An 18,329-nucleotide genomic window follows, 5' to 3' on the forward strand; every position below is an offset into this window, starting at 1 on the left:
GTCAGTCTCCGGAAGCGGGTGCTAGGGGCAGAAATACCTCGAAGCGGGTTCCATGCCCGTCCGCGGGGGCCGGCATGGTCTGCACCGCGATGGCGCCGGCCCATCCGCTGACGACCCCGTGCACGGCGGCGAGGCCGAGCCCGGAGCCCTCGCCAACGGCCTTGGTCGTGAAATAGGGCTCGAAGACGCGGCGGAGCGTGGCCGCGTCCATCCCCTTGCCGACATCGGCGACAGTCAGGCGGGCGTGCGGCCCGGGGTGCAGAACGCCGACCCAGGCCCTGGCGCCGCCCTCGGGCGTCGCCTCGACAAGGAGTTCCGGCCCCTTCGGCAGACCGCGGCGCGACAGGCCCTCGGCGCGGCCGCCGTCGATGTCGAGCGTGTCGATCCACACGTCGAGGCGGCCGCCGCCGGCCATCGCGTGCGACGCGTTGATGCAGAGGTTGGCGACGATCTGGTGGACCGAGGCGGGCTCTCCAAGAATGACGGCCGGCGTGTCCGGCGTCGAGAAGCGGATCGGATAGGCCGCGCCGAGGGTCGCCCGGAGCCACTCGACGCTCTCGCCGACGCAGGCGGACAGATCGACCGGCTTGCGGTCGGGAGACCCGGCGCGGGCGAAGGCGAGGATCTGCGCGATGAGCGCCCGGCCGCGCTCGGCCGCGGACAGAACCTCGCCAAGCCGCTTGCGGGAGGGATCCTCCTCGCCCATGCGCTTGCGCGCCGACTGCGTGTAGCCCAGCACGATGGTCAGGATGTTGTTGAAGTCATGCGCGACGCCGGCGGCGAGCTGGCCGAGCGCCGACTGCTTCTGCGCCTCGTGAAACATCGTGGCGGCCTCCGCGCGTTCGGCGGCGCTGCGGGACTCCGCGCTGCGGCTTTCCTCCAGCGCAGCGGCCAGCGCGTTGACGCCGGCGCTGAGCTTGCCGAGCTCGTCGTCGGTCTCGACGGCGAGGCGGGGCGCCACGTCGCCGGCGCGGATCGCATCCAGCGCGTCCGTCAGCGAGCGCACGCTCTCGCTCATGGCGCGCTCGACGCTCCAGAAGGCGACCGACAGCGCGACGGCGCCGCCGAGCAGCGTCACCAGCACGATGGTCTCGCGCGGCAGGCCCGTGATCGGCGAGACCGGGGGCACGAACGCCATCGTGGCGGCCACCGCGAGACCCGGAGCCACGGCCCCCGCGCCGAGGATCAGCGCCAGCTTGCCCCCGAGGCGCACGTCGCCGGGCGGCGCCGTCACGCCGTAGGTCTCGAAGATCCACCGCAGCATGAGCCTCGCATGGTCATGCACCAGAAAATAGACGAGGAACGGCAGCAGCACGATCCAGACCAGCGCCCGCGAAAACAGCAGCGCCAGAACGTCCGATGTCGGCGGCGCGTCGAACAGCATGATGGGCGCGACGATGAACGCCCATATCGAGAAGAGCCCGCCGGTGAAGAGAGCCCAGAAGGCCGAATCCCTGGCCAGTCGCGTGAGGCGACTGGCCGCCGCCGCCGGATCGCCGCGCCCGGCCGCGCAGAGCGCAACCGGACCGTAGATGCCGCGCGCGCCTGCGAGCGTCAGCACCACCAGAAACAGCGCCATCTCGGGCGCGCGCGCAAACATCGCCTCGGGGCGGCCCGACACGACGGCGAAGATCGCGGTCATCACGGCGTCGAATGCGGCCATGGACAGCATGGCGGCGACATAGCCCAGCGAACTGGGCGGACGCTGTGACGGGACGGACCCGCAGGACATGGTCGGGGCTACTGTAACCATGGGGGCGACGTTGCGCCCCGCCCGTTAGCGCCGCCCTAACAGGGCGGGCCTGCGCGCGCCCGCCCGCGATTTTCCCGCGCTGCCCCCATGGTCATCCGCCGCCGGCGGCCCGCGCGACATAGGCGGCGATGGCGGCGATCTGGTCCTCGCTCAGCGTCTCCTGGAACGCCGGCATCACCCCCACGCCGCCGCGCACCGCCCGGGCCACCCGGGCGGCGTCCGGCCTGAGTTCATCGAGACTGGGCCCGATCTCGCCCTCCGCCCCCGCATCGGCGAGGCTGTGGCAGATGGCGCAGGCCGGCTCCGTCCCCTCCACGAACAGGCGGCGGCCCTCGGCGAGGTCGTCGGCCATGGCGACGCCTGCGGCCACCGCAAGCCCCGCCGCCATCGCCGCAACGGGCCGCGGCATCACGCGACCGTCAGTTCGACGGCGTGCGCGCGCCAGCCGTTATGGCCGTAGCCCCGCTCGTTGGGCGGGAAGTCCTCCGGCTGGACGGAGCCGCCCTCGGCGGTCGCCCTGCTCGCCACGGCGTAGACGCCCGGCGCCAGATCGGCCTCCATCACGAAGCTGCGCCACGCGAAGCGCCCGAGGTCGGGTCCGTAGAAGCGGGCCTGCTCCCAGCTTTGCCCCCCGTCGAGCGAGACCGCCACGCCCGATGCGCGCTCCGGCCCCGCGAAGGCGACGCCATGGATCTGCACCCGGCCCGAACCGGGGTCGGTCAGCGGATGCGTGACCCACGATTTCACCGTCATGTCCCACATCGACGGCTGGGAGGCGGCGCCGCCCTCGCCCACCGGACGCACGCGATAGCCCGAGGTCTGGATCTTGGCGCCGCTCTCCTGCGTTCCGAAGGCCAGCCGCTTGACGTACTTGACGTTGTTCACGCCGTAATAGCCTGGGATCACCACGCGCGCCGGGCCGCCATGGGTCAGCGGAAGCGGCGCGCCGTTCATCTCGAAAGCGATCATCGCATGCGCGTGCGCGGCGATCGGCACGGAACGCTCCACCATGATCGAGGCGGGGTCCACGCCGTCGGGCAGGGTCTCGCCGCCGGTGGACGTCATCAGGGTGGCGCCTTCGGCCGGGCCGCCCATCGCCTCGACGATCGCGGCGACCGGCACGCCCGTCCAGATCACGCAGCCCGCCGCGCCCGTGAGCCACTGCGACCCGCTGGCGCCGTGCGTGAAGAAGCCGCGGCCGTTGCCGGAGCACTGCAGCACAGACGCCTCGGACGTCACGCCGAGCCGCTTGAGCTGGCCCAGCGTCATCGTCCCCGGCCGCGCCACGCCCTCGATCGCGATCTCCCACGCGTCGGGGTCGGCGGTGATCGAAGCGTCCGGCGACGGCAGGTTGTTGCGGATGAAAAGCCGGTCCGACGCCGTCAGTCCGCCGGATCCGACCGCGCCCCGCTTCGTCTCCATGGTGTTCCTGGAGTGGATGATGAGCGCGTCGGCGTCCTTCCATGCGGCATAGTCGGGCAGGCCGCCCTCCTGCGCCGCGGCCGGCGCATGGGCGCCGTCGAACGCCACGCCGCCGGCGCCGAGCGCCGTCGCGCCTCCGGCGCCCACAAGAAATCCACGTCGGCTGAACCGAGGTTCCATCATCGCGTATCCTCCCATCGCGTCGCGCCGATTAGCTCGGCGTCGAGAGAGAGAATATGTCGCAGGCCGGCGATGACAAAGGAAAATCAGTCCGCGAAAGGGTCCGTCACGAGAATGGTGTCGTCGCGCTCGGGGCTGGTGGAGAGCAGAGCCACCGGCGCGCCGATCAGCTCCTCGACGCGCTTGACGTACTTGATCGCCTCGGCGGGCAGGTCGAGCCAGCGCCGCGCCTCGAAGGTGCTCTCCGACCAGCCGGGCAACGTCTCGTAGATCGGCTCGACGCGGGCCTGCAGGTCGGCGGCGGTGGGCAGGTAGTCGAGTTCGCGCCCGTCCAGCCGGTAGCCGGTGCAGATCTTCAGCTCCTCAAGTCCGTCGAGCACGTCGAGCTTGGTGAGCGCGACGCCCTTCACGCCCGAGACGGCGCAGGTCTGGCGCACGAGCGCCGCGTCGAACCAGCCGCAGCGGCGCTTGCGCCCCGTCACCGTGCCGAACTCGCGGCCCCGCTCGCCGAGGCGCTGGCCGATCGCGTCGTGCAGCTCGGTCGGGAACGGCCCCTCGCCGACGCGGGTGGTGTAGGCCTTGACGATGCCGAGCACGAAGTTGATCGCGTCCGGCCCGATGCCGGACCCCGCCGCCGCCGCGCCGGCCAGCGTGTTGGAGGAGGTCACGAACGGATAGGTGCCGAAATCCACGTCGAGCAGCGCGCCCTGCGCGCCCTCGAACAGGATGCGCCTGCCCGCGCGGCGCTTCTCCGCCAGCACCCGCCAGACCGGCGCGGCGTAGGGCAGGATGTGCTCGCGCACCTCCTTCAGCGCCGCGGTGAGCGCCGCGCGGTCCACCGGGTCGAGACCGAGCCCCCGGCGCAGCGCGTCGTGATGCACGAGCAGGCGGTCGAGCCTGAGCTCGAGCGTCGCGTCGTCGGCGAGGTCCGCCACGCGCACGGTGCGCCGCCCAACCTTGTCCTCATAGGCCGGGCCGATGCCGCGCCCCGTGGTGCCGATGCGCGCCACGGTGTTCGCCGTCTCCCGCGCGCGGTCGAGTTCGCCATGGACGGGCAGGATCAGCGGGGCGTTCTCGGCGATCATCAGCGTCTCGGGCGAGATCTCGACGCCCTGCCCGCGCAGCTTGTCGATCTCCGCCACCAGCGCCCAGGGGTCGAGCACCACGCCGTTGCCGATCACCGACAGCTTGCCGGGCCGGACGATGCCCGACGGCAGCAGCGACAGCTTGTAGGTCACGCCGCCGATGACCAGCGTGTGCCCGGCGTTGTGGCCGCCCTGGAAGCGGACGATGACATCGGCGCGCTCGCTGAGCCAGTCGACCAGCTTGCCCTTACCCTCGTCGCCCCACTGGGCGCCGATCACCGCGACGTTGGCCATGCGTTTCCCCTCGATATGCGTGAGGACGCTACCAGCGCCGGGCCCGCGCCGGAAGTGCGCGCCCGGCGCGGTCTTCGCCTGCGGCGCCTGTTCAGAACCGCAGCGCCTTGGCCTGCCGCACCTGCGGCAGCGCCACGATCTCCGCCAGCGCCGCCGCCGGCACCTCCTCGTCCACCCCCATCAGCGCGATCGCCTCCCCGCCCTTGCTCGCGCGGCCCAGCGCGAAGGTGGCGATGTTGACGCCGAGCGCCCCGAGCTTCGCCCCCAGCGCGCCGATGTAGCCGGGCGTGTCCTCGTTGGTGGTGTAGAGCATGAAGGGCTGCGGCTCGGCCTCCAGATCGATGCCCTTGATCTGGATGAAGCGCGGCTTGCCGTCGGAGAACACCGTCGCGGCGACGCTGCGCGTCTGCTTCTCCGTCACCACCGTCAGCCGCACATAGGAGCCGAAGGCGCCTTGCGCGTCGCGCCGCGTCTCGGAGATGGCGACGCCGCGCTCCTTGGCCACCAGCGGCGCGGAGACCATGTTCACCGCGCCCTCGCCGAGCAGCGGCTTCAGCATCGCCGCCGTGACCGTGGCCGTCAACGGCTTGAGGTTGAGCTGGCCGGGCGCACCGACATAGTCGATCTCGATCTCCTTGATCGCGTTCTCCGTCACCTGCCCGGCGAAGGCGCCCAGCGCCTCGCAGACCGCCACCCATGGCTTGAGCAGCGGCGCCTCCTCGGCGGTGATCGAGGGCGCGTTGAGCGCGTTCTGGATCGCGCCGTTCATCAGGTAGTCCGCCATCTGCTCGGCGACCTGAAGCGCCACGTTTTCCTGCGCCTCGGCGGTGGCGGCCCCGAGATGCGGCGTGCAGACGACGTTCGGCGCGTGAAACAGCGGATTGTCCTTCGCCGGCTCCTCGGAGAACACGTCGAAGGCGGCGCCGGCGAGCCGACCCTCCGTCAGCGCGTCGGCCAGCGCCTGCTCGTCGACCAGCCCGCCGCGGGCGCAGTTGATCAGCCGCGCGGTCGGCTTCATCAGGGCGATGCGCTCCGCGTTCAGCAGGTTCGCGGTCTGCGCCGTCTTGGGCAGGTGCAGCGTCACGACGTCGGCGCGCGTCAGAAGCTCCTCGACCGTCTCGATCTTCTCCACGCCGAGCGTCTTCGCGCGGTCGGCGCTGAGATAGGGGTCGTAGGCCACGACCTTCATGCGCAGCCCGACGCCGCGCGTCGCCACCACGCCGCCGATGTTGCCGCAGCCGACGACGCCGAGCGTCTTGCCGGTCAGCTCGGTCCCCATGAACTTCGACTTCTCCCACTTGCCGGCGCGGGTGGAGGCGTCGGCGGCGGGGATCTGCCGGGCGGAGGCGAACATCATCGCGATGGCGTGCTCGGCTGTGGTGATCGAATTGCCGAAGGGCGTGTTCATCACCACGATCCCGCGCGCCGAGGCGGCGGGGATGTCGACATTGTCCACGCCGATGCCGGCGCGGCCGATCACGCGCAGCCTGGCGGCCTTCTCGATGATCGCCGCCGTGACCTTCGTCGCGGAGCGGATCGCGAGCCCGTCATAGCCGCCGACGACCTCGGCGAGCCGCGCCGCGTCCTTGCCGAGATCGGGCTGGAAATCGACCTCCACGCCGCGGTCGCGGAAGATCTGCACGGCGGCGTCGGAGAGCGCGTCGGAGATGAGAACCTTGGGCATTTGTCAGTCCTGTTGCTGGCGCGGGGCGGCCGTCATGGCGCCGTCCGCGAAGATGTCGCCCCCTCTCCCGCCTGCGGGAGAGGGCCGAGGTGAGGGGGCCGGGGTGAGGGGGCCGGGGTGAGGGGGTCTCAGGCCGCGGCGAGCGCCGCGCGGGCGTCGGCGAAGGCCCAGTCGAGCCAGGGCGTCAGCGCGGCGACGTCCGCCGCCTCGACCGTCGCCCCGCACCAGACGCGCAGGCCCGGCGGGGCGTCGCGATAGCCGGCGATGTCGAAGGCCGCGCCCTCCTTCTCCAGCGTCGTCGTCATCCGCTTGACGAAGGCGCGCTGGCCGGCGTCGTCGAGCGCCGAGACCGCCGGATCGACGATCCGCAGACAGACTGAGGTGTTGGAGCGGCAGGCGGGCTCGGCGACGAGATTCTCGACCCACGCCGTCGCGTCCACCCATCCCTGCAGCGCGGAGAAGTTCGCGTCGGCCCGCGCCCGCAGCGCCGCGCCGCCGCCGAGACCGATGCCCCAGTCCAGCGCGTCGAGATAATCCGCCACGCACAGCATCGAGGGCGTGTTGATCGTCTCGCCCTTGAAAACGCCCTCGATCAGCTTGCCGCCCTTGGTCAGCCGGAAGATTTTCGGCAGCGGCCAGGGCGGTGTGAAGCTTTCCAGCCGCTCGACGGCGCGGGGAGAGAGCACGAGCACGCCATGGGCCGCCTCGCCGCCCATCACCTTCTGCCAGGAGAAGGTCGCGACGTCGATCTTCGGCCAGTCGAGGCACTGCGCAAAGGCCGCCGAGGTGGCGTCGCAGAGCGTCAGGCCCGCGCGGTCCGCCGCGATCCAGTCGGCGTTCGGGACGCGGGCGCCGGAAGTGGTGCCGTTCCAGGTGAACAGCACGTCGGCCCCGGGCCGCACCGCCGAGAGGTCGGGCAGCGCGCCGTAGTCGGCGGTCATCACGCGGCAGTCGGCGAGCTTCAGCTGCTTCACCGCGTCCGTGACCCAGCCGGCGCCGAAGCTTTCCCAGGCGAGCGCATCCACCGGCCGCGCGCCGAGCAGCGACCACATCGCCATCTCGTAGGCGCCGGTGTCGGATGCGGGCACGATGCCGATGCGGTGGTCGGCGGGGATCTCCAGCAGGGTCCGCGTCTTCTCGATGGCTTCGAGAAGCTGGGCCTTCGCGGCGCCGGCGCGGTGCGACCGGCCGAGCTCGGCGCGGGCGCCGACCGCCGCGGCGGACCAGCCGGGGCGCTTGGCGCAGGGACCGGATGAGAACAGGGCGCGCGCAGGCGCAGCCTGCGGCTTGGGGGGAAGCGTCATGGGACGCGCTCCATCGTCAGGGCGAGATCGCTGAGCCCGCCGCCGCTCGCCCTCATCGGCGACGCGCCCGCCGTTCGGTTACGCCCCGGTCCGCGGTCGGTCAACCGCGAACATGCACCGGTTCACGCCACGCGCCCGGATGCCGCGGCGCGACGAGATCGGCGGTTGCCACCGGGGCGCGCGGCGCGGAGTCTCGGGGCGAGGCGCAAGGGAGCCGTCGCCATGCATGTTTTCGACTCGCCAGACTTCGACGACCACGAGCAGGTGATCTTCGCCAGCGACGCCGCGACCGGCCTGCGGGCCGTCATCGCAGTCCACAGCACGGCGCTGGGGCCCGCGCTCGGCGGCTGCCGCATCCACGCCTACGCCGATGAGGCCGACGCCGCGCGCGACGCGCTGCGCCTGTCGCGGGGCATGACCTACAAGGCGGCTCTGGCGGGCCTCGCGCTCGGCGGCGGCAAGTCGGTGGTCCTCGCCGACCCGGCGCGCGACAAGACGCCGGCGATGATGCGCGCGATGGGCCGCGCCGTGGAGCGCCTTTCAGGCCGCTACATCGCCGCGGAGGACATGGGCGCGACGGTCGCGGACATGGACGCGATGGCCGACGAGACCGCCCATGTCACGGGGCGCTCTCCCGAACGCGGCGGCGTCGGCGACCCTTCGCCATGGACGGCGCGCGGCGTCTTCCTGTGCCTGGAAGCGGCCGTGCGGCTCAGGCTCGGGCGCGGCCTCGCCGGCGCGCGGGTGTGCGTGAAGGGGCTCGGCTCGGTCGGCTGGAAACTGGCGGAGGCGTTGCACGGCGCGGGCGCGGCGCTCACCGTCGCCGACATCCGCGACGACGTCGCCGCGCGCGCCGCCGGCGCCTTCGGGGCCGCCGTCATCCCGGTCGAAGCGGCGCTTGCGGCGGAGGTCGACGTCTACGCGCCCTGCGCCATGGGCGGCGAGTTCAATATCGATACAATCCCGGCGCTCGGTGCGCAGATCATCTGCGGCGCGGCGAACAACCAGCTTGCGGAAGCCGCCGACGGCGGGCGTCTGGCGGCCCGCGGGGCGCTCTACTGTCCCGATTATCTCGTCAACGCCGGCGGATTGATCCGCGTCGCGCAGCCGCCGCTCGGCATGGACGAGGGCGCTGCGCTGGCGCGGCTCGAAGCGTTGCCCCGCACGCTGGAGACGGTGCTCGCAGAAAGCGCCCGAAGCGGCGCGACGCCGGCTGAAGTGGCGGACGCTCTCGCCCGCCGCCGTTTCGCTCCGGCGGCGGGCTGAGCGCGCTCAGCGCAGCCAGAATGGTTTTTTGGCCTCGTTCAGAGCGGCTTCGCGATCGAGGCCGATGTCGCGGAGAAGCTCGGGCGTCAGCAGCGCAAGCGCGCGGCGCGACCGCCTGCGCTCCGACCACCGGCGCAGCGTCGCGGCGACGAGGGTGGGCAGGGCGCGAAGACCGTCGCCGACCGAAGCGCGGTCGGCGGCGGCGTCTGCGAAGGGCGCGGCGTGACGCGACATGGCGAGAATCCTTCCGGTGATCGATGGTAGATACAATTTTCCCGATTTGACTTCCAATCGGGCAGAAGTGTGATACACAATCCTGAAACGTCGAACCACCCGGATCTTGTCATGGACACAAACTGGCGCCCCGATATCGCCGCCGCCCCGGGCCCGATCTACCGCGCCCTCGCCGATCAGATCGTCGACGCGGTGTCGCGCGGGACGATCAAGGCCGGCGCGCGGCTGCCTCCGGTGCGCGATCTCGCCTGGGACATCAAGGTGAGCCCCGGCGCCGTCGCGCGGGCCTACCGCATCGCGACCGAGCGCGGTGCGCTCGAGGCCACCGTCGGCCGCGGCACCTTCGCCCGCGCGTCGGGCCCACGCGGCTTCGCGCTGGACGCGCTGCTGGCGCCCTCGCCCGGCGGCAAGATCGACCTGCGCGGCAACCGCGCCGTCGACGTCGGCCAGCATGTCGAGATCAACGCCGCCCTGCGCCGCATGATGGAGGGCCCGTCTCCGCTGTCGCTGACCGACTACCGCACGGCCGAGGACGACGCCCCCGCCCGCGCGTCGCTGGCCCGCTGGCTGCAGGGCTTCGGCGCGCCGGCCGAGCCGGGGCGACTGATCATCACCGCCGGCGCGCAGGAGGGCGTGATGGCCGCCCTCTGTGCGCTCAGCCGCAACGGCGAGGGCGTCGCCTTCACCGAGGCCCTGGTGCATCCCGGCCTCAAGGACTGCGCCGAGGCGGCGCGGCTGAAGCTGGAGCCCATCGCGATGGACGGCGAGGGAATGCTGCCCGACGCGCTCCACGCCGCCTGCGCGCGCCGCCGCCCCGACGCCGTGCTGCTGACGACGACCTTCCACAACCCGACGCTCGCCACGATGTCGGCGCGGCGTCGCGAGGAGATCGTCGCCGTGGCGCGGGCGCGGGACGTGGCGCTGGTGGAAGACGCCGTGTACGGCCACCTGCTCGATGCGCCGCCGCCGAGCCTCGCTGAACTGGCGCCGGAGCGCTGCTGGCTCGTCACCAGCTTCTCCAAATGCGTCGCCGCGGGCCTGCGCGCCGGCATGATCATGACGCCGCCGGGCGAGACGCTGCGCACCCTGCGCGCCCATCAGGCGATCGCGCACCAGACGCCCTGGCTCGTGAGCGGGCTGGCCGCCGCGCTGGTGGACGGCGGCGAGGCCGAGATCATCCGACGCCGCGTCGCGGCCGAGATCCGCGCCCGCGCCGAGGTGGCGACGGAGGCGCTCGGCGCATGCGGCGCGCGCATCGATCCCGCCGCGGGCTTCGTCATGCTGCCGATGCCGGAGGGCCTGAGCTCGGGCGAGTTCGCCGCCGCCGCCGCCGCTCAGGACGTGCTGGTGGCCCCGCGCGCGGCCTACGCGGTGGGCCGCGCGCAGGGGAGGGATTTCGTGCGCGTCGCACTTGGCGCCCGCGCCAGCCGGACCCAGCTCGCCGAGGGCGTCGCGCGGCTCTCACGGCTGCTGGCGGACGGCCCGCATCTCGCGCAGGCGCTGACGTGAGCGCGCCCGCCTCCACCAGTCCAGGCGCCCCCGGGCCGGCCTCCCCCAGGCCGGCCTCCACCGGGTCAGCCGCCCCGTCGCCGCTGCCCTGCCAGCGTGAACTCTTCGACCTGCCGCGAGAGGTCGCCTGGCTCAACTGCGCCTACATGAGCCCGCTGATGCGCAGCGCGGTCGCGGCCGGCGAGGCCGGCGTCCGCCGCAAGGCGCGCCCCTGGCTCCTGCCGCCGTCGAGCTTCTTCGACGAATCGGATGAGGCGCGCGCCCTGTGCGCCGCGCTTGTCGGGGCGGACGCGGAGGGCGTGGCGCTGGTTCCGGCCGCAAGCTACGGGCTGGCCGTGGCCGCGCGCAACATTGCGCTGGCCCCCGGTCGCCGCGTCGTGACGCTAAGGGACCAGTTTCCCTCCAACGTCTATCCCTGGCGCGCCGAGGCCGAGGCGGTGGGAGCCGAGGTCGTCGCGGTCGACGCCGCTTGCGCCGACCCGACCGCCGCGGTTCTCGCCGCGATCGACGAGCGCTGCGCGGTCGCCGCGCTGCCGGAGGTGCTGTGGACGACCGGCGCCCGGCTCGACCTCGCGCGCATCGGCGCCCGCTGCCGCGAGGCGGGCGCTGCGCTGGCGCTCGACCTCACGCAGTCGGCGGGTGCGCTGGTCACGGACTTCGCCGCCATCCAGCCCGATTTCGCCGTCGCCGCCGCCTACAAATGGCTGCTGGGGCCCTACTCGACGGGTTTCCTGTGGGTCGCGCCGCACCGGCGCGACGGGCGGCCGCTGGAGGAGACCTGGCTCGGGCGCGCGGGCGCGGAGGATTTCTCGCGGCTGGTGGACTACCAGGCCGGCTACCAGCCGGGCGCGAGACGCTTCGACATGGGCCAGCGCGCCAATTTCGCTCTGATGCCGGCCTTCGTCGCCGCGCTGCGCCAGCTGCTGGAATGGACGCCGGCCGCCATCGAGGCGAGCCTCGCCGCGCAGACCCGCTCCATCGCCGCGCGCGCCGGCGCCGTCGGCCTGACGCCGCCGCCCGAGGCGTGGCGCGGGCCGCACTACCTGTCGCTCACGCTGCCCGACGGCGCGCCGGGCGACCTGCCGGCCCGGCTCGCGGCGAAGGGCGTGCATGTCAGCCGGCGCGGCGACTCGCTCCGGATCACGCCGCATCTCTACAACGACGCCGAGGACGTCGACCGCCTCATGGACGCGCTCGCCGCCGCGCTGTAACGCCCGCGCCATGAACGGCTCGAACGACATCGGCGCCTGGGCGCGGCTTGTCTTCCTCGGCATGGTCTGGGGCGGCTCCTTCATCGCCATCGCCATGGCGCTGGAGGGCTTCACGCCGCTGTCTCTGGCCGCGGCGCGGATGGGGCTGGCGGCGCTGGCGCTGCTCGCGGCGGCATGGGCCATGGGCCTGCGGCTGCCGGCGCTCAGGGGGGCCGAGGGGCCGCGCGGCTGGGGCTTCGCGCTGGCCATCGGGCTGCTCTCGAACGCGCTGCCCTTCGCGCTGCTCAACTGGGCGCAGCAGTATGTCGCGGCGGGCGTCGCGTCGGTGTTCATGGCGCTGCTGCCGCTGATGATCCTGCCGCTCAGCCATCTGCTCGTGCCTGGCGAGCGGCTGAGCCGGCGCAAGGGCCTCGGCTTCGTCGCCGGGTCGGTCGGCGCGGTGGTGCTGATCGGCCCGCAGGCGCTGGCGGGCCTCTCGGGGGCGGGCGTCGCGCTGCTGGCGGAGCTCGCCTGCCTCGGCGTGGTGATCTCCTACGCCTTCGGCTCGATCACCACGAAGCTGGCGCCGCAGGTCCATCCCGTCAGCCTGTCGGCGGCTGTGCAGCTTCTGGGCTTCGCGCTGATCGCGCCCTTCGCGCTGGCGTTCGAGGCGCCCTTCGCGCTGGCGCCGGACGGGCGCGCCTGGCTCGCCGTGGCGTGGCTGGCGCTGCTCTCGACGGCCTTCGCACAGGTGCTGCTGGTGCAGGTGCTGCGCCGCGCCGGACCGCCCTTTCTCAGCCAGGTGAACTTCATGATCCCGCTCTGGGCGCTGGCCTTCGGCGCGCTGTTTCTCGGCGAGGCGATCCCGCCGCGCGCCCTGCTCGCGCTGGCGCTGATCTTCGTCGGCATGGCCGTCGCACAGGGGATATTCGCGCCGCGCGCGCCCCGGCCGGCGCGTTCGGCTTGACGCGCGGTGCGGTCGGGGCTTGATGACGACATGGTGACTGCAACGACCCTTGCCGCCGTCGCCGCCGGCGGCGCCCTCGGCGCCTCGGCGCGCTACCTTGTCGGGGCGGCGGCCCTGCGCCTGATGGGCCCAGGCTTTCCGTGGGGAACCCTGTTCGTCAACGTCGCGGGGTCGCTCGCGATGGGAATGCTCGCCGTCCTGCTCATGGAAAGGCTCCCCGGCGCCTTTCCGCGCTGGTCGGCGTTCCTGTTGACCGGCGTTCTGGGCGGCTTCACCACCTTCTCGGCCTTCTCGCTGGAGGTCGCGCTGATGCTGGAGCGCGGCGAGGCGCTCAGGGCCGGCGCCTATGTCGCCGCGTCGGTGGCGCTCGGCGTCGGCGCGCTGTTTGTCGGCTTTCTCGCGGCGAGGTCGCTCTGATGCCCCCGGTCCAGCTGCTCATTGTGGCCGAGGACGACGGCGAGCTGCGCGTGGATCGCTGGTTCCGCCGCCATTTCCCGCAGCTTCCCCATGGCCGGCTGGAGAAGATGCTGCGCAAGGGCGAGGTGCGGGTGGACGGCGGCCGCGTGACCGCCGCGACGCGCCTTGCGCCGGGTCAGACGGTGCGGGTGCCGCCCTTTCCCGACGATCTCGCCGAGCAGCCGCCGCCACCGAAGCCCGTCATCGAACCCGACGCCGATTTCATCCAGTCCCGCGTGATCCACATCGACGATTCGGTGCTGGCGCTCGACAAACCCGCCGGGCTCGCCGTGCAGGGCGGCTCCGGCGGGATCAGGCATCTCGGCCAGTTCGAGGCGGCGTTGATGTTCGGCAGGAACAAGCCGCCGCGACTGGTGCACAGGCTCGACCGCGACACCTCGGGCGTTCTGGTGATGGGCCGCACCGCGCCCGCCGCCGCGGCGCTGGCCAAGGCCTTCCACGCGCGCACGACGCGAAAACTCTACTGGGCGGCGGTGGCCGGCAAGCCCAGCCCGGCGCGCGGCACGATCCGCTTCGGGCTGGTCAAGGCGCCGGGGCCGCGCGGCGAGAAGATGCTCTGCGTCCACCCCGACGAGGTGAAGGCCACCGAGGGGGCCCAGCGCGCGGTCAGCGACTATGCGCTGGTCGACAGCGCCGGCGGGCGCGCCTCATGGGTGGCGCTGCGGCCCGTGACCGGGCGCACGCACCAGCTCCGCGCCCACATGGCGGAGATCGGCTGCCCGGTGGTCGGCGACGGCAAGTATGGCGGCAACTCCCAGACCAACGAGGGCGACGGCTGGGGCGCGCAGCTCGGCGGGCCGGTGAGCCGCAAGCTGCACCTGCACGCCCGCGCGCTCCAGATCCCCCACCCCGACGGCGGCGTGCTGAACCTCTCCGCGCCGCTGCCCGAGCACATGGCCCGCACCTGGGAGCTGTTCGGCTGGCGCGAGGCCGATGCGCCGGAGAACCCTTGGGAATGAGCGGCGTGGCGTATCAGACGGTCTCCCTCGCGGTCGACGCCCGCGGCGTGGCGCGGCTGGCGCTGGCGCGCCCCGAAAAGCGCAACGCCATGTCGGCGACGATGATCGCCGAGCTGACCGATGCGGCCGAAAAGCTGGGGGCCGACCCCGGCGTGCGCGTCGTCGAGCTCTCGGGGACCGGGGCCGTGTTCTGCGCCGGCGGCGACCTCGACTGGATGCGCGCGCAGATGGGCGCCGACCGCGCGACGCGCATCGCCTCCGCCATGGCGCTCGCGCGGATGCTGCGCGCCCTCGACCGGCTGCCGAAGCCGCTCATCGGGCGCGTCCAGGGCGGGGCCTATGGCGGCGGCGTCGGGCTGATGGCGGTCTGCGACGCCGTGGTCGCGGCTGAGGACGCAAGCTTCGGCCTCACCGAGGCGCGTCTCGGGCTGATCCCGGCCACCATCGCGCCCTATGTCGTCGCGCGCGTGGGCGTCGGCGCGGCGCGGCGGCTCTTCGTCTCGGCGCGCAGCTTCAGCGGCGCGGAGGCGCTGGCGATGGGCCTCGCGCACCGTCTCGCGACGCCCGACGAGCTCGACGCCGCGGCGCAGGAGGAGATCGCGCCCTGTCTCCAGACGGCGCCGGGCGCCGCGGCCCGCGCAAAGGCGCTGGCGCGCAGCCTCGCGGCCGACATCGACGACGCCGTTCTCGCCGACACGGCCGCCCGGCTCGCCGACGCGTGGGAGGACCCGGAGGCCGAAACCGGCGTCGCCGCCTTCTTTTCCCGCCTGCCGCCGCCCTGGACCGTATCTTGAGCCCCCCGCGCCATCGCCGCACCCCGGAGCACGCCATGCGCCGCCTGATACTGCTGCGTCACGCCAAGTCGTCGTGGTCGGACCCCGAACTCGACGATCACGCCCGCCCCCTGAACGCCCGCGGCAGGCGCGCGGCGCCGATGATGGGCGGTTGGATGCGCGAGCAGGGCCTCGCCCCGGACCATGTGACGATGTCCGACAGCGCGCGCACGCAGGAGACCTGGGCGCTGGCCAGCGCAGCGTTCGACGCGCCGCCGGAACCGCTAGTCACGCCCCTGCTCTACCATGCCGACCCCGCGACGATGCTCGACGCCCTGCGCGCGGCCCCCACGGAAGCGCGCACGGTGCTGATGATCGGCCATCAGCCGGGGGTGGGCGGCTTTGCGCGGAAGCTCTGCCGCGGAGAGGCGCCGGCGCAGTGCGCGCGCGCCTTCCAGCACTATCCCACGGCGGCGGCGGCGGTGTTCGAGTTCGACGCGGCTTCGTGGAGCGCCGTCGACTGGGGCGCGGCCCGTTTCACGGCCTTCGCCTGCCCGCGCGAACTCGTCTGAGCGGGCAAGCCGCCGTCAGAACGCCGGCGACATCGTGTAGACCACCCGCGCCGGCGTCGCCGAGGCGATGTCGATCTCGAACGCGTCCGTCCCGAACGCCACGCCGGCGATCGGGTTGACCACGATCTCTGCGACGCCGTGCGGGGCCGGCGCGCCCTCGGGACGCGGCGGAATGAAATCTCCCATCGTCGCCGGCGTCTCCGGGCGCACCGGCGTGAACAGCCCGCGCGCATCGGTCGGCCGGAGGTCTGCGGGCGGCGCGGCGTCGACGCGACGCAGGAACACCGCCTCGGTGTCGCTGCGCATCCCGAGATAGGAGAGGCTGGAGTAGCGGTCGGCGGCGGCCAGCCCGGCGTCGTCGCAGATATCCACGGCGCAGCGGTCGGCGACCACCATCACGTCGCCGGGCCCGGCGGTGTAGAACGCTATCGGACCGTCTGCGCCAGCCGGCGACGGGCCCGCGCCCTCGACCCCGGCGAAGTCCACCGGCTGGGCGCAGCCCGCCAGCAGCGCGAGCGCGAAAGGGACGAGGGCGCGCATCAGTGCCCCAGAATCTGGCTGAGAAACAGCTTCGTGCGGTCGGAGCGGGGGTTGTTGAAGAACTCCTCCGGCTCGTTCTGCTCGACGATCTGCCCGCGGTCCATGAAGATCACCCGATTCGCGACCTGACGCGCGAAGCCCATCTCGTGCGTGACGCAGAGCATGGTCATGCCCTCCTCCGCCAGTCCGATCATGGTGTCGAGCACCTCCTTGATCATCTCGGGGTCGAGCGCGGAGGTCGGTTCGTCGAACAGCATCACGTTGGGCCGCATGCAGAGCGCGCGGGCGATGGCCACGCGCTGCTGCTGACCGCCGGAGAGCTGGCCGGGATACTTGTTCGCCTGCTCCGGGATGCGCACCCGCTCCAGGAAGTGCATCGCCGTCTGCTCCGCCTCGCGCTTGGGAACCTTGCGCACCCAGATCGGCGCCAGCGTGCAGTTCTCCAGGATGGTCAGGTGCGGAAACAGGTTGAAGTGCTGGAACACCATGCCGACCTCGCGGCGGATCTCGTCGATCTTCTTGAGGTCCGAGGTCAGCTCGATCCCGTCGACGATGATGCGGCCCTTCTGGTGCTCCTCCAGCCGGTTGATGCAGCGGATCAGCGTCGACTTGCCCGAGCCGGACGGACCGCAGATGACGATCCGCTCACCCTTGTTGACGGTGAGGTTGATGTCCTTGAGGACATGGAACTCGCCGTACCACTTGTTCATCCCGACGAGTTCGACGGCGATCTCGTCGGAGACCTTCATGTTGGACCGGTCGATCGCGCGGTCCTGCACGGCGGCGTCTGCGGGTGCGTTCATGGGCTGTCTCCTCAGCGTCGCTCGCCGGCGCGCAGGCGGCCTTCGAGGTGCATCGAGTAACGGGACATGCCGAAGCAGAACAGGAAGAAGCAGAACGCGATGAAGCCGTATAGCTCCCACACGATGCCGTTCCAGTTGCTGTCGGCGCGGATCGGGTTGGTCAGGCCGAGCGGGTCGAGCAGGCCGATCACCGCCACCAGCGTGGTGTCCTTGAAGAGGCCGATGAACGTGTTGACGATGCCCGGAATGGAGATCTTCAGCGCCTGCGGCAGCACGATCAGCCGCATCGACTGCGCATAGGTCAGCCCCATCGCGTCGGCCGCCTCGTACTGGCCCTTGGGCAGCGCCGCGAGGCCGCCGCGGATCACCTCGGCCATGTAGGCCGAGGCGAACAGCGTCACCATGATCAGCACGCGCAGGATCAGGTCGAAGTTCGTCCCCGGCGGCATGAAGTAGTTCAGCAGCGTCGAGGCCACGAACAGCAGCGTGATCAGCGGCACGCCGCGGATGAACTCGATGAAGCCGACGCAGATGGCGTGGATGAAGATCAGCTTCGACTGACGGCCCAGCGCCAGCAATATGCCCAGCGGCAGCGACGCGGCGATGCCGGTCACGCCGATGATCATGGTCAGCAGGAAGCCGCCGAACCGCGACGACGCCACCGGCTCGAGCCCGAGCCCGCCCCAGAGCAGGAAATAGGCGATGACCGGGAACGCCGCCGAGAACATCAGCCAGTAGCGCCGGTGCGCGCCGCCGCCGAAGAACCACGCCAGCGCGCCAGCCGCCGCGAGGACGACGGTCGTGGCGCCGAAGAGCCCGCCGACGCCGCCGTCCACAACGCCCGCCGCGCCTGCGAGCGCCTTCAGCGCGACGATCGCGGCGGCCCCGACGGCGAGGGCGCGGACGTTGTCGAACAGGATCGGCGCTATGGCGACGATCAGCAGCACGAACGCCACGTTCGGCCGCCAGCGCAGCTCGGCGGGATAGAAGCCGTAGAGCAACTGGTCGAAACGCTCGCGGATCACCGCCCAGCAGGCGCCGCCCTGCCCTTCGCCGAAGCTCTCGGCGATGATCGAGCGGCACTCGCTCAGCGACGAGGCGTTCCAGACCGACTTGAACAGCGCCCAGTCGAGAACGCCCGGCAGCGCGAGGGCGACGACCGCGATCGAGGCGAGCGTCAGGATGGTGTTGAGCGGCCCCGAGAAGAGGTTCTCCCGGATCCAGCCGATAGCGCCGGAGGCGCCCGGCGGCGGCGGCAGGTCCGGCAGCTTGCCGTCGGCGACGAAGGCGACCGTGTGGGCGTGCGTTCCGCTCATG

Annotated in this window: 18 protein-coding genes; 8 read left to right on the forward strand and 10 right to left on the reverse strand. The window is 72.4% G+C overall.

From position 1 onward, the window contains the following. Position 1: 1 nt before the first annotated feature. The 6 genes from BLW43_RS15385 to BLW43_RS15410 all read right to left on the reverse strand — a co-directional run bounded on the left by BLW43_RS15385 (position 2) and on the right by BLW43_RS15410 (position 7,722). On the reverse strand, positions 2 to 1,732 hold the full coding sequence (locus BLW43_RS15385; RefSeq protein ID WP_175478941.1) for an ATP-binding protein: 1,731 nt from the start codon (positions 1,730 to 1,732) through the stop codon (positions 2 to 4). Between the two features lie 112 nt (positions 1,733 to 1,844). After that, positions 1,845 to 2,162 carry a SorU family sulfite dehydrogenase c-type cytochrome subunit gene (sorU, locus tag BLW43_RS15390; RefSeq protein ID WP_093254794.1) on the reverse strand — a complete coding sequence of 106 codons (318 nt, stop codon included), beginning with the start codon at positions 2,160 to 2,162 and terminating at the stop codon, positions 1,845 to 1,847. Continuing rightward, on the reverse strand, positions 2,162 to 3,358 hold the full coding sequence (gene sorT, locus BLW43_RS15395) for a SorT family sulfite dehydrogenase catalytic subunit (protein ID WP_245731070.1): 1,197 nt from the start codon (positions 3,356 to 3,358) through the stop codon (positions 2,162 to 2,164). The genes sorU and sorT overlap by 1 nt, the downstream gene beginning before the upstream one ends. 83 nt (positions 3,359 to 3,441) lie before the next feature. After that, complete coding sequence (locus tag BLW43_RS15400) at positions 3,442 to 4,734, reverse strand: adenylosuccinate synthase (RefSeq protein WP_093254796.1); 1,293 nt, start codon at positions 4,732 to 4,734, stop codon at positions 3,442 to 3,444. A gap of 91 nt (positions 4,735 to 4,825) precedes the next feature. After that, on the reverse strand, positions 4,826 to 6,418 hold the full coding sequence (serA, locus tag BLW43_RS15405) for a phosphoglycerate dehydrogenase (RefSeq protein ID WP_093254798.1): 1,593 nt from the start codon (positions 6,416 to 6,418) through the stop codon (positions 4,826 to 4,828). Positions 6,419 to 6,546: 128 nt separating this feature from the next. Further along, positions 6,547 to 7,722, reverse strand: coding sequence for a phosphoserine transaminase (locus BLW43_RS15410; RefSeq protein WP_093254799.1), 1,176 nt, complete (start codon positions 7,720 to 7,722; stop codon positions 6,547 to 6,549). 222 nt (positions 7,723 to 7,944) lie between these two features. On the opposite strand from BLW43_RS15410, the gene BLW43_RS15415 reads away from it, so the two are divergent. Further along, complete coding sequence (locus BLW43_RS15415) at positions 7,945 to 8,988, forward strand: Glu/Leu/Phe/Val dehydrogenase dimerization domain-containing protein (protein ID WP_093254801.1); 1,044 nt, start codon at positions 7,945 to 7,947, stop codon at positions 8,986 to 8,988. A 6-nt stretch (positions 8,989 to 8,994) separates the two neighbouring features. Here the strand turns inward: BLW43_RS15415 and BLW43_RS15420 are convergent, their stop codons facing one another. Beyond that, positions 8,995 to 9,222, reverse strand: coding sequence for a YjiS-like domain-containing protein (locus BLW43_RS15420; RefSeq protein WP_093254803.1), 228 nt, complete (start codon positions 9,220 to 9,222; stop codon positions 8,995 to 8,997). A gap of 111 nt (positions 9,223 to 9,333) precedes the next feature. Between BLW43_RS15420 and BLW43_RS15425 the strand changes: the two genes are divergently transcribed. Genes BLW43_RS15425 through BLW43_RS15455 form a run of 7 tightly spaced genes read left to right on the forward strand, consistent with a single transcriptional unit; the run spans position 9,334 to position 15,669 of the window. Continuing rightward, complete coding sequence (locus BLW43_RS15425; protein ID WP_093254804.1) at positions 9,334 to 10,731, forward strand: aminotransferase-like domain-containing protein; 1,398 nt, start codon at positions 9,334 to 9,336, stop codon at positions 10,729 to 10,731. Further along, positions 10,728 to 11,942: an aminotransferase class V-fold PLP-dependent enzyme gene (locus tag BLW43_RS15430; protein WP_217632200.1), complete on the forward strand. Its 1,215-nt coding sequence runs from the start codon at positions 10,728 to 10,730 to the stop codon at positions 11,940 to 11,942. Before BLW43_RS15425 ends, BLW43_RS15430 begins: the two co-directional genes overlap by 4 nt. Positions 11,943 to 11,952: 10 nt before the next feature. Further along, positions 11,953 to 12,888: a DMT family transporter gene (locus BLW43_RS15435; protein WP_093254807.1), complete on the forward strand. Its 936-nt coding sequence runs from the start codon at positions 11,953 to 11,955 to the stop codon at positions 12,886 to 12,888. Between the two features lie 30 nt (positions 12,889 to 12,918). Beyond that, positions 12,919 to 13,305, forward strand: coding sequence for a fluoride efflux transporter CrcB (gene crcB, locus BLW43_RS15440; RefSeq protein ID WP_093254809.1), 387 nt, complete (start codon positions 12,919 to 12,921; stop codon positions 13,303 to 13,305). Next, positions 13,305 to 14,324, forward strand: coding sequence for an RluA family pseudouridine synthase (locus BLW43_RS15445; RefSeq protein WP_093254810.1), 1,020 nt, complete (start codon positions 13,305 to 13,307; stop codon positions 14,322 to 14,324). The genes crcB and BLW43_RS15445 overlap by 1 nt, the downstream gene beginning before the upstream one ends. Next, the gene (locus BLW43_RS15450) at positions 14,321 to 15,118 is read left to right on the forward strand and encodes a crotonase/enoyl-CoA hydratase family protein (protein ID WP_217632201.1); all 798 of its coding nucleotides are present in this window, start codon (positions 14,321 to 14,323) and stop codon (positions 15,116 to 15,118) included. The genes BLW43_RS15445 and BLW43_RS15450 overlap by 4 nt, the downstream gene beginning before the upstream one ends. A gap of 35 nt (positions 15,119 to 15,153) precedes the next feature. After that, the gene (locus BLW43_RS15455; RefSeq protein ID WP_093254811.1) at positions 15,154 to 15,669 is read left to right on the forward strand and encodes a SixA phosphatase family protein; all 516 of its coding nucleotides are present in this window, start codon (positions 15,154 to 15,156) and stop codon (positions 15,667 to 15,669) included. Positions 15,670 to 15,684: 15 nt separating this feature from the next. Here the strand turns inward: BLW43_RS15455 and BLW43_RS15460 are convergent, their stop codons facing one another. The 3 genes from BLW43_RS15460 to BLW43_RS15470 are packed head-to-tail and all read right to left on the reverse strand — an operon-like array spanning position 15,685 to position 18,328. Continuing rightward, a complete protein-coding gene (locus BLW43_RS15460) occupies positions 15,685 to 16,209 on the reverse strand; it encodes a hypothetical protein (RefSeq protein WP_093254812.1) in 525 nt (174 codons plus the stop codon). Then, positions 16,209 to 17,012 (reverse strand): amino acid ABC transporter ATP-binding protein, encoded by an 804-nt coding sequence (locus BLW43_RS15465; RefSeq protein ID WP_093254814.1) that lies wholly within the window; start codon positions 17,010 to 17,012, stop codon positions 16,209 to 16,211. The genes BLW43_RS15460 and BLW43_RS15465 overlap by 1 nt, the downstream gene beginning before the upstream one ends. 11 nt (positions 17,013 to 17,023) lie before the next feature. Continuing rightward, positions 17,024 to 18,328 (reverse strand): amino acid ABC transporter permease, encoded by a 1,305-nt coding sequence (locus BLW43_RS15470; RefSeq protein WP_093254815.1) that lies wholly within the window; start codon positions 18,326 to 18,328, stop codon positions 17,024 to 17,026. Position 18,329 lies beyond the last annotated feature (1 nt).

Source organism: Rubrimonas cliftonensis, assembly GCF_900107585.1.
Lineage (GTDB): Bacteria > Pseudomonadota > Alphaproteobacteria > Rhodobacterales > Rhodobacteraceae > Rubrimonas > Rubrimonas cliftonensis.

Coding starts and splice junctions, on each gene's coding strand:
- BLW43_RS15450 (WP_217632201.1), top strand. CDS start 14,321: ATGAGCGGCGTGGCGTATCAGACGGTCTCCCTCGCGGTCGACGCCCGC.
- serA (WP_093254798.1), bottom strand. CDS start 6,418: ATGCCCAAGGTTCTCATCTCCGACGCGCTCTCCGACGCCGCCGTGCAG.
- crcB (WP_093254809.1), top strand. CDS start 12,919: ATGGTGACTGCAACGACCCTTGCCGCCGTCGCCGCCGGCGGCGCCCTC.
- BLW43_RS15445 (WP_093254810.1), top strand. CDS start 13,305: ATGCCCCCGGTCCAGCTGCTCATTGTGGCCGAGGACGACGGCGAGCTG.
- BLW43_RS15465 (WP_093254814.1), bottom strand. CDS start 17,012: ATGAACGCACCCGCAGACGCCGCCGTGCAGGACCGCGCGATCGACCGG.
- BLW43_RS15435 (WP_093254807.1), top strand. CDS start 11,953: ATGAACGGCTCGAACGACATCGGCGCCTGGGCGCGGCTTGTCTTCCTC.
- BLW43_RS15470 (WP_093254815.1), bottom strand. CDS start 18,328: ATGAGCGGAACGCACGCCCACACGGTCGCCTTCGTCGCCGACGGCAAG.
- BLW43_RS15455 (WP_093254811.1), top strand. CDS start 15,154: ATGCGCCGCCTGATACTGCTGCGTCACGCCAAGTCGTCGTGGTCGGAC.
- BLW43_RS15425 (WP_093254804.1), top strand. CDS start 9,334: ATGGACACAAACTGGCGCCCCGATATCGCCGCCGCCCCGGGCCCGATC.
- sorU (WP_093254794.1), bottom strand. CDS start 2,162: ATGCCGCGGCCCGTTGCGGCGATGGCGGCGGGGCTTGCGGTGGCCGCA.
- BLW43_RS15415 (WP_093254801.1), top strand. CDS start 7,945: ATGCATGTTTTCGACTCGCCAGACTTCGACGACCACGAGCAGGTGATC.
- BLW43_RS15385 (WP_175478941.1), bottom strand. CDS start 1,732: ATGTCCTGCGGGTCCGTCCCGTCACAGCGTCCGCCCAGTTCGCTGGGC.
- BLW43_RS15460 (WP_093254812.1), bottom strand. CDS start 16,209: ATGCGCGCCCTCGTCCCTTTCGCGCTCGCGCTGCTGGCGGGCTGCGCC.
- BLW43_RS15410 (WP_093254799.1), bottom strand. CDS start 7,722: ATGACGCTTCCCCCCAAGCCGCAGGCTGCGCCTGCGCGCGCCCTGTTC.
- BLW43_RS15420 (WP_093254803.1), bottom strand. CDS start 9,222: ATGTCGCGTCACGCCGCGCCCTTCGCAGACGCCGCCGCCGACCGCGCT.
- BLW43_RS15400 (WP_093254796.1), bottom strand. CDS start 4,734: ATGGCCAACGTCGCGGTGATCGGCGCCCAGTGGGGCGACGAGGGTAAG.
- sorT (WP_245731070.1), bottom strand. CDS start 3,358: ATGATGGAACCTCGGTTCAGCCGACGTGGATTTCTTGTGGGCGCCGGA.